This is a genomic window from Ruminococcus flavefaciens (assembly GCF_900108555.1).
Classification (GTDB): domain Bacteria; phylum Bacillota; class Clostridia; order Oscillospirales; family Ruminococcaceae; genus Ruminococcus; species Ruminococcus flavefaciens_P.
The window spans coordinates 35395-45317 of record NZ_FNWV01000002.1; the positions used below are offsets into that span (position 1 = coordinate 35395).

At 44.3% G+C, this 9923-nt stretch carries 6 protein-coding genes; all 6 read left to right on the forward strand.

Translation table 11 applies throughout. The annotated features are described in order from the left end of the window. The first annotated feature begins 53 nt into the window (after positions 1–53). Positions 54–545: a GtrA family protein gene (locus BLW60_RS03390; protein WP_074714493.1), complete on the forward strand. Its 492-nt coding sequence runs from the start codon at positions 54–56 to the stop codon at positions 543–545. Then, on the forward strand, positions 538–1542 hold the full coding sequence (dusB, locus tag BLW60_RS03395; protein WP_074714494.1) for a tRNA dihydrouridine synthase DusB: 1005 nt from the start codon (positions 538–540) through the stop codon (positions 1540–1542). The genes BLW60_RS03390 and dusB overlap by 8 nt, the downstream gene beginning before the upstream one ends. 292 nt (positions 1543–1834) lie before the next feature. After that, entirely contained in the window at positions 1835–3091 is a 1257-nt protein-coding gene (locus BLW60_RS03400) for a CapA family protein (RefSeq protein ID WP_074714495.1), read from the forward strand. A 516-nt stretch (positions 3092–3607) separates the two neighbouring features. Next, positions 3608–4483, forward strand: a complete 876-nt coding sequence (locus BLW60_RS03405; protein WP_074714496.1) for a cohesin domain-containing protein — start codon at positions 3608–3610, stop codon at positions 4481–4483. 97 nt (positions 4484–4580) lie between these two features. Beyond that, entirely contained in the window at positions 4581–7340 is a 2760-nt protein-coding gene (locus tag BLW60_RS03410; RefSeq protein WP_074714497.1) for a dockerin type I domain-containing protein, read from the forward strand. Between the two features lie 55 nt (positions 7341–7395). After that, positions 7396–9923 (forward strand): cohesin domain-containing protein (locus BLW60_RS03415; protein WP_242872820.1); only part of this gene is annotated, 2528 nt, incomplete at its 3' end.

A 9923-nucleotide genomic window follows, 5' to 3' on the forward strand; every position in this document is an offset into this window, starting at 1 on the left:
TTTCATAAACTGCTATTATATATAAGCATTGTATTTTTGAAAGGATAGTTGAAATGGAGAAATTCATAAAGTGGTGTGTTTCCATATTGCCGAAGCCGCTCCAGAATATATATTATAAATATGAAGAGAAATGGCTTTATCTTGTTTTCGGAGGACTTACAACAGTCGTATCCATAGTTACAAAGCTGCTGCTTTTCAAGTTCGTTCCCGGTGAACCGAAGTGGGAGAGCACGGCAGGCGTTGTATTCTCATGGATATGTGCGGTGACTTTTGCGTTCTTCACCAACAAGAAGTATGTTTTCAAGAACGAGACAAAAACATCGAAGGAATTCTGGAAGGTATTCGCTTCGTTTTATGGCGCAAGACTTGCCACACTGGGAATGGAAGAGGTCATATTCCTCGTATGCTGTGACTGGCTCGGCATGAGCAAGACACTTATCACATTCCTCAGTCAGATACTGATATTTATTGCAAATTATATACTCAGCAAGGTCTTTGTTTTCAAGAACAAGGACAATACTGCTTCGGAGAGTGCGCATGAGTGATACATTAAAAATAGGCAATGTCGAGATAGCGCGTACAGCTGCACTTGCACCTATGGCAGGGGTAGCAGATCGTGCGTACAGGCTCATGTGCAAGAAATACGGAGCAGCTTATGTGGTCAGCGAAATGGTGTCCGCAAAGGGCATATGCTACAGCGACCGCAAAACAGCAGAGCTGTGTACTGTTACGGACGAGGAACGTCCTATGGCGATACAGCTCTTCGGCAGCGAGCCTGAGTTCATGGCTGAGGCTGTAAAGATAGTCCTTGATTATCACCCCGATATCATAGATATCAATATGGGCTGTCCTGTCCCTAAGGTAGTCGGCACAGGTGCAGGTTCTGCACTTATGAAAGATATAAAGCTGGCTGCGGCAGTGACAGAGGCTGCTGTAAAGGCGGCAGGAGATACTCCCGTAACGGTAAAGATACGCAGCGGCTGGAGCAGTGACAGCATAAATGCTACTTATCTGGCATGGGCACTGGAAGCAGTGGGAGCTGCGGCGATAACCGTTCACGGACGTACAAGAGATATGTATTACAGCGGAAGCTCTGACAACAGTGTTATAAAAGCTGTCAAAAGCGCAGTAAGCATACCCGTTATAGGCAACGGAGATGTAACTGACTTTAAATCGTGCAGGGAGATGTATGAGCAGACGGGCTGCGACCTCGTCATGATAGGACGCGGAAGCTATGGCAACCCGTTTTTGTTTCGAGAGATAGAAGCGGGAATGAAAGGGACAGCTTACACTCCTCCCACACTTGAAGAAAAAATGCAGGTAATGCTCGAACATATTCGACTGATACTTGAGCTCAGCGAGAAATGTGAGGAGCTTGCCATGCACGAAGCCCGCAAACACGCGGCGTGGTATATGAACGGATATTATGGATCTGCAAAATTCCGCGGACGCTGTTATCAGCTTTCATCTTATGCTGAAGCAGAAGCTTTGGCGGAAGAGTTTATAGAATTGCAGAGATCACGTGAAATTAACATAATGTAATTTTTTGTATACGTAGTGGACAAAAAACAGTTTTATTGACAAATCTTACAAAATTTTACAAAAAACTTTGTATGAATGAACAAATATCGGTCAAAAATAAAGTAGTGCCTTAGGATTTGCCGAAAATACGTTGTTCCGAGCTGAAATTTAATCTCTTTGTCAATAAAACCCATGGTAAATTCATTTAAGTTTGATACAATTTGTAATTGCCAAATAAAAAATAATGTGATATAATAAGGGAGAAAACAGTATTTGTCTTTATGATATTTGCTGTTTTATAAAGGAGAATCTTATGAAATTAAGAAAAGGACGTGCTGTTGGTGCAGCTGCTTTCCTTGCGGCTATCATAGTCGGCGGAGCAGGCTGCGGTGTTGTCGGAAAGTCAAATCCCGAGGCAGCAACTTCTGCGGCAGTAACAACGACTGATGTACCCGCGGAAACAACAGAAGAGCCTACTACCGAAGTACCTGATAAGGTCGTTCATGTTATAGCGGCAGGCGATAATCTCATACACCATTCGGTGAATGTGAATGCACAAAATCTCGCAGGCGGCGACGGATACGATTTCAAGCCAATGTATTCCGAGGTAAAATATCTTATCGAGGGTGCTGATGTGGCTATACTTAATCAGGAAACTGTTATATCTGAAAGTAATGAGGTGCGAGGCGCAGAGGGCGGAGTACTTTTGTTCAATTCACCGCCTGAGGTCGCAGATGCTGTGATAGATCTGGGTTTCGACGTAATTACTATGGCAAACAACCACCTGCTCGATATGGGCACTGACGGACTTGAAGAGTCTATAAACTTCTGGAACAGGAAGGCTAAGGAAAACAACCTTACAGTTCTCGGTGCTTATCTTAATGAGGAGGACGCAAATAATATCAGAGTCCGCGAGGTTAACGGCGTAAAGATCGCTTTTCTTGCGTATGCGCACCATATCAACGGCTTTGATGATCTGCTTAATGATGTTCCGCTCAGAGTTGTCAAGAACGAAGAGGAGGACGTTATCGAACGCCAGATAAAGGAAGCAAAACAAAAGGCAGATGTTGTCATTGTTTCTGCTCACTGGGGCGAAGATGATACCACCGTCGTTACCGAGGACAGAATTGAGCTTGCAAACAAAATGGTAGGCTGGGGTGCCGATGTGATACTCGGCTGCCACACACATACCGCAGAGACCATGGAATGGATAGAGCGCGACGACGGTACACGAGGATTTGTATATTACTCAATGGGTAATTTCATCTGTGCTCAGACCGACAACTTCAACGTTGTAGGAGAGCTTCCCGATTTTGATATCGTTGTTGATGGTGAGACCAATGAAGTCTCACTTGAAAATGTCGGCTGTATACCGACTATAGTCCACTACGAGGACGGGTTTTCAAATATGAAAGTCTATCCCTACAGCAAGTATTCGGAAGAGCTTGCAGAGCGTCACGGACTCCCGTATGCGATACCTCAGGGTACTTATACAGAGTTCGGCTGGGGCGTTATAAACCGCATAATCGAGGAGCAAATTCCTGCTGAATTCCGCAAACTCGACAAATAATTTGATAAATTCATTTCTTGTTCAAAAAACAGCTTTAACGGTGGTTTTTTGAGGAAAATATCATTGTGCAAACCGTGCAAAAATCAGATTTACTGTTTAGGTAAAATACCAAAAACAGTATGAACCTATTTACTTTTTTTTAGACCTGATATATAATGAAATCATGAATAAATATAGTTATGGGATTAGAATCTCATCACGGCAGTGTGATGCGTCTTACGACAAAACCGCTGCTTGCAGAGCAATGATCTCAGTCAGAGGGCTGACAGCGGAGGAACTCTTCGGCGAGCGTGTACATACGTCTTGGTGAAGAAAAAAATCCCTCGTCTGTTCGAGTTCGTATGACTGGCAGCGGCTCAGAGCCGACCGCTTTGCACTCAGGTCTCATTCGTATATCGGTGAAACGGTTTTGCAGAGAGGCGGAACGATGTATCCGCTGCATTCAAGACAAGATATAATTAAAGGGGCACCCCGTTCCTTTGTTATATAACATTTTCGAAGAAGGAGGAAAAAATAATGAAGACAAAAAAGGTAGTCGTCGGAGCTATCGCTGCTACGATGCTTTCACTTTCAGTCTGCTCACTTGCACCTGTTGCAGCTGCCGGCGAAACAGTGCAGATATCCGTTGGCAAAACAAGCGCAGAGGTGGGTAGCAAATTCTCAGTGGATGTATCTTTAGCTGATATCCCATCGTCCGGCATTCAGGCACTCGATTTTGCTATTACTTATGATAGCAGTGCTCTCACAATTGATTCCGTAGAAGCAGGAGCTCTTATTAATAAGGGCGTAGATAAGGCTGATCTCTCAGCTTCACTTTCACCATGCTTTGAAAGCTCGATCAATAAGACAGAGGGTTACGTGAGCCTGATCTGGTCAACTGCTACTGATGATGCTTCTTATTGGCTCAAGGGTAACGGTGTATACTGTACTATTAACGGTACTGTTGCAAGCGGTGCTAAAAATGGTACATATGACCTCAAGATCACCCCTATTGAACGTGAGACTTTCTACGGTTCAAAGAAGTCCAATGCTACTATCGGCTGCGGATATGAGTCAAACGGCAAGCCCGTAAAGCTTGACGTCAAGACATCAGATGGTTCTGTTACAGTTGGTAAGATTGAAACAACTACAACTACTATTGTAACACAGGGCCCAACCGCTACAAAGCGCGGAGACGCAAACTGTGACGGCGAAGTTGATATGTCGGATATCGTTCTCATTATGCAGAGCCTTGCTAATCCAAATAAGTATGGCGTAAATGGTAGTGATGCACACCACATCACAGCAGTAGGCGAAGCTAATGCTGACGTAGATTCAAGCTCTAAGGGCGTTACTAACGGTGACGCTGCTAAGATTCAGAAGTGGCTCCTCAAGAGCATCTCTGAACTCTGATCCGAGATTATCTGATTTGTCCCCCTTACAAAGGAATAAAAACCCAATTTATGTTTTATTAATAGGCTTAAAAACCTAGAGAAAGGAATTATTACAAATGAAAAAGTTACTTTCTGCAATCACAGCTGCAGCTATGGTTGCATCAATGGTATCTGTGGTTACTCCAGTAGCTGTAAGTGCCGCAGACACTACTAAGGGATTTTCTATTAAAACATATGATCCTCAGAATCCTTCTGCTGCTTCAGGTAAGAATACAATCAAAATCGATAAGAAAGATATCGGTGCTGATGGTTATGTAATTCCTACAGCTGTATACTACTCAGAAGGTACTGTTAATACAACAGATTCACTTCTTGTTTCTCTTACAACAGATTCAAAGGACATCTCCTTCAAGTACTATGATCCGGGCCTTGATTCATATTTTGATGAGGCTAAGACATACACACTTGGCGGCGTTGAATTCAAGACAGACCGTTATATCTCATGGGCTGGTTTCTGCAAGAGCGCAAGAGCTGGTTACAAGCCTGCAGGTGAGTACGTATTCGGTCTTGACTCATCACAGTCAGCAGCTAAGACAGATAATTACTTCCTCGGCTGCTCATGGATGAACAAGGGCGTTGATTATGCATGGGCTGGCGATAGCTCAGATGCTTACCCGTTCTATGTATTTGAGACAAAGCTTTCACCTAACATCAAGGCTGGTACTTACAAGGTTACATACTGTGATTATAACACAGATGCTTCAGGCGTAAACGACAACCCATGCCCAATGGTTGAAGGCGACGGTACAAGATACACTCTCGCAGCTAAGAACGGCGATAAGCAGCTCAAGACCGAAGAGTTCACAATCGTTGTTACAGACGGTGACACACCTGAGCCAACTACAACACAGGCTCCTACAACACAGACTCCTGTAACACAGGCTTCTACAACAACTGCAACTCCTACAGTTACAGATGTTCCTGTAAGCGGCGATGTTAAGTTCACATTCGTTGACGATAAGGGCAACAACACTGTAAAGGTTGCATCAGGTAAGGCTGCATCGATCGATGTTGACGTAAACATCGATGCAGGCACAAATCCTGTATCAGCTCTTGACGTTCAGTTCAAGACATCAAACGGTCTCAAGGTTACTGATATCCTTGACAGCACAAACGCATTCGCAGGCAAGACAGTTTCTACAAACATTGCTGAGCTCCGTGCTAACTACGCTACACTTAAGGGTGATACACCTCTTACAGCTGATAACGGTAAGGCAGCATTCATGCTCACAGTAGAAGTTCCTGCTGGTACACCTGACGGTACTTACACTGTAGACTTTGCTCAGTGCAAGATCTTCAAGGACAATACAAAGTTCAACTACGAAGTAGGCGTAAATCCGCTCAAGATCGTTGTTGGTGACGGCGGTGCAGTTGTTGACCCAGGTACAACACCTGTAGTAACAACAGCTCCTATAACAACAAAGGCTCCTACTACAGCAACAACAGTTGCTAATCCAAACGCACCTGTTAAGTTTGCTTTTGTTGATACAGATGGAAAGAGCTCAATCAAGCTCGATAAGGGCGTAGCTAAGTCAATCGACCTCGATGTAAACATCGAAGCAGGCACAAATCCAATCTCAGCTCTGGACGTTCAGTTCAAGCTTTCAAACGGTCTTAAGATGACTGAGATCCTTGATAGCTCAAACGCATTCTCAGGCAAGACAGTTTCTACAAACCTTTCAGAGCTCCGCGCTAACTACGCTACACTTAAGGGCGATACACCTCTTACAGCTGATAACGGCAAGGCAGCATTCATGATCACAATTGATGTTCCTGCTACATTAGCTGAGGGCACATACACAGTTGATTTTGCTCAGTGCAAGATCTTCAAGGACAATACAAAGTTCAATTATGAGACAGGCGTAACACCTTACACAATCACAATTGGTAACGGTGGCACATCTGATGTTACAACACCTGCTGTAACAACATCTGCTACAACAACAAAGACTACATCAGTAGTTACTCAGCCTACAGTTGGCGATGTAAACTTCAAGTTCGTTGACGCAAACGGCAACAGCACAGCAAATGTTGAGTCAGGTAAGGGCGGCTCATTCGATATCGACGTAAATATCGAGGCAGGCACAAATCCGATCTCAGCTCTCGACGTTCAGTTCAAGCTTACAAGCGGTCTTAAGATGACAGAGATCCTTGACAGCACAAACGCATTCTCAGGCAAGACAGTTTCTACAAACCTTTCAGAGCTCCGTGCTAACTACGCTACACTTAAGGGTGATACACCTCTTACAGCTGATAACGGCAAGGCAGCATTCATGATCACAGTAGAAGTTCCTGCTGGTACACCTGATGGTACTTACACTGTAGACTTTAGCCAGTGCAAGATCTTCAAGGACAATACAAAGTTCAACTACGCAGTAGGCGTAACTCCATTTACAATCACTGTTGGTAACAAGACAACAACATCTAAGGAAACAGTAACAACAACAACAACTAAGGAAACCACAACTGCTAAGACAACTACAACTGTTACAGAGACAACACCTGTTACAACAACAGATGTTACACCTGGCGCAAAGCTCAACGTAACTCTCTGGGGCGATACAAACTGCAACGGCGAAGTTAACGTAGCTGACGTAGTAGTTCTTAACAGACTCCTTAACGATCCTTCATACGTTGTTAAGCACCCAACAACAAAGGCTGACGTAACAGCTCAGGGTAAGGTTAACGCTGACGTAGTTGCTCCACAGAGCAAGGACGGCAAGGGCATCGATCCTAAGACAGTTAAGCTTACAGCTGCTGATTCAGAAGCTATAGCAATGTACATCCTCGAAAAGGGTTCACTTCCAACAGACTGATCCCTTAAACCCACTAAGTTAATAGAGCGATAATGCTCGGAAAGGAAATGCACTGATGAAAAAACTGCTTTCAGCAGTTACATCCGCTGCCATGACTGTATCAGTCATGGCAAGTGCATTTGCTTCGTTACCAGTTAGTGCTGCGGGCAGTTTATCTGTTTCGCAGCCTAACTTTAGTATGGGCGAAGTATTGGATGTTTCTGCTAATAAAACCGCTTCTGACGGTTCAGTTGAATGGCTGATCCCGACAGTAACTGCAGCACCAGGTCAGACGGTAACAATACCCGTTGTGGCAAAGAATTCCTCACTTGCGGTTGCAGGCGCACAGTTCAACGTTGATGCTGCATCACCTCTTAAATATAAGTCCGTAACAGGCGGAGATGCATATGCATCAAATATCGGCGACAATGGTAAGGGAACAAAGTTCCTCTTCGATGACAGCAATGGAATCGAGAAGGTTGCTGCTGAAGGTGCAACAGTATTTACTCTTGCATATACAATCCCTGAGGATTGTGCAGAAGGCACATATGCTATCAAGTGGGCTAACGGAAGCGTTAGTGACACTGATGGTTATGATATCACAAGCAAAGTTAAATTTACAGACGGTGCTGTAAAAGTTGTAAAGGATTCAGGCGAAGGAAAGATCGACTGGGTACTTGATACTGTTACCGGTTATCCCGGAGAGACAGTAACTGTCAAAGCATACGTTAAAAACAAGGACAATGCAGCCGTTGCTGTAGCAGGCGCACAGTACAAGATCGACGTTGACGCTGAGTCAAAGATCAAGTATAAGTCATTTACTACAGGCGGAGCATATGTTAAGGAAATCAGCACAAACGAGACTAAGAATTCATTCTTATTCGATAACAATGTAGGTGCTGGTATAGTTGCAGGCGATAATGCAACAATCATGACTCTCACTTACACAATTCCTGAGGATTGTAAGCCGGGCGAATACCCTGTTACATGGTCCAAGCAGTTTGTAAGTGATACAGACGGATTTGACCTCACTTCAAGAGTAAACTTTGTTGACGGTCTCATCAAGGTCACAAATGATGTTCCTTCAAACGGTCAGGTATCATGGGTACTCGACAATGTTAAGGGCGAGGCTGGAAAGTCTGTAACAGTCAAGGCAGTAGTCAGCGATCCTAAGAGCAGCGCACTGGCAGTTGCAGGTGCTCAGTTCAAGGTAAAGACTGACTCTACATTCACAAACTCAAGCTTTGAAGCTGGTAAGGCTTATCCTTCTGATATGTCAAATAATGACAAGACAGGCAAGTTCATGTTCAGAACAAGCACAGGTAAGGCTGTATCAGCAGCAAACGGTTCAACTATCCTTGCTATCACATACGATATTCCGGCAGGTACACCTGACGGCGTATACCCTGTATCATGGTCTGATATGTTCGTAAGTGATGCTGACGGTTACGATCTTACAAATAACGTGATCTTCAAGGACGGTTCTATCACTATAGGTGATGTTAATACTGACGGCTCAGTATCATGGGTAATTCCTAATGTTGCCGGTGAGAAGGGCAAGGACGTTACTCTGAATGTTAAGGTTCAGGGCAAGGGTGATCTTCCTGTAGCAGGTGCTCAGTTCGAGATCGCAGGTACAACTCCTCCGACTTACAAGTCAGCAACAGGTACACCTTATGGTGAGGACCTCAGAACAAACGACAAGCAGAAGTTCACATTCTACACTGCAAGTGGAAACGGCAAGACAGCTAAGGCTGGTGATGACCTCTTCACACTTACATTCCATGTTCCTGAGGATTGTCCTGACGGCGTTTACCCTGTATCATGGGCTAAGCAGTTCGTAAGCGACAAGGACGGATTTGATATCACCAAGAACGTTAAGTTCGTTGACGGTGCTATCTATATCAATAAAGAGATCCCTGATCCAACAACTACAACAACTACAACACAGAACCCAACTATAACAACTACAACTACTGTAGTTAACCCAATTCCTGAGGGCGGTATCGGTTGGCAGATCGGTTCAACTCAGGTTGTAGCCGGAAAGGCTCAGACAGTAACACTTGATATTACTGTTCTCGATCCTAAGGGTTCTAAGCTCGGCGTTGGCGGTGCTCAGTTCATCATCGAAAACGCAAAGGGCGTAAACTATGAGTCAGTAAATGAGAAATCAGCTGCTTATGGCGATTCTGCGATCTCATCTAACGATGCTATCCAGAAATTCTTATTCAAGAGCGCAACCGGTAAGAATATCGTCGCTGCTGACGGTTCAAAGGTAGCAACTCTTACTTTCACAGTTCCTGCTGATGCAAAGCCGGGCAAATATGATGTAAACTTTGCAGACGGAACTCTCAAGGTATTTGACGAAGACGGTTATGATATTTCTAAGCTTGTTGAAGGCTATAACGGCTGGATCGAGGTTATTGATCCTACTACAACAACATTAGCTCCTAACCCGTCAACACAGTCAACTACAAGCACATCAACCACAAAGGTTAATGTTTCAACAAGTGCTGATGGTTCAACAAGCACAACAAGCGGTAACGGTACAACACCAGTTAGCACAACAAGTGGTAACGGTACAACACCTGTTAGCACAACAAG

What these genes read in the sequence shown, in the direction of transcription:
- BLW60_RS03390 (WP_074714493.1), top strand. Translation starts at nt 54, where the DNA reads ATGGAGAAATTCATAAAGTGGTGTGTTTCCATATTGCCGAAGCCGCTC.
- dusB (WP_074714494.1), top strand. Translation starts at nt 538, where the DNA reads ATGAGTGATACATTAAAAATAGGCAATGTCGAGATAGCGCGTACAGCT.
- BLW60_RS03400 (WP_074714495.1), top strand. Translation starts at nt 1,835, where the DNA reads ATGAAATTAAGAAAAGGACGTGCTGTTGGTGCAGCTGCTTTCCTTGCG.
- BLW60_RS03405 (WP_074714496.1), top strand. Translation starts at nt 3,608, where the DNA reads ATGAAGACAAAAAAGGTAGTCGTCGGAGCTATCGCTGCTACGATGCTT.
- BLW60_RS03410 (WP_074714497.1), top strand. Translation starts at nt 4,581, where the DNA reads ATGAAAAAGTTACTTTCTGCAATCACAGCTGCAGCTATGGTTGCATCA.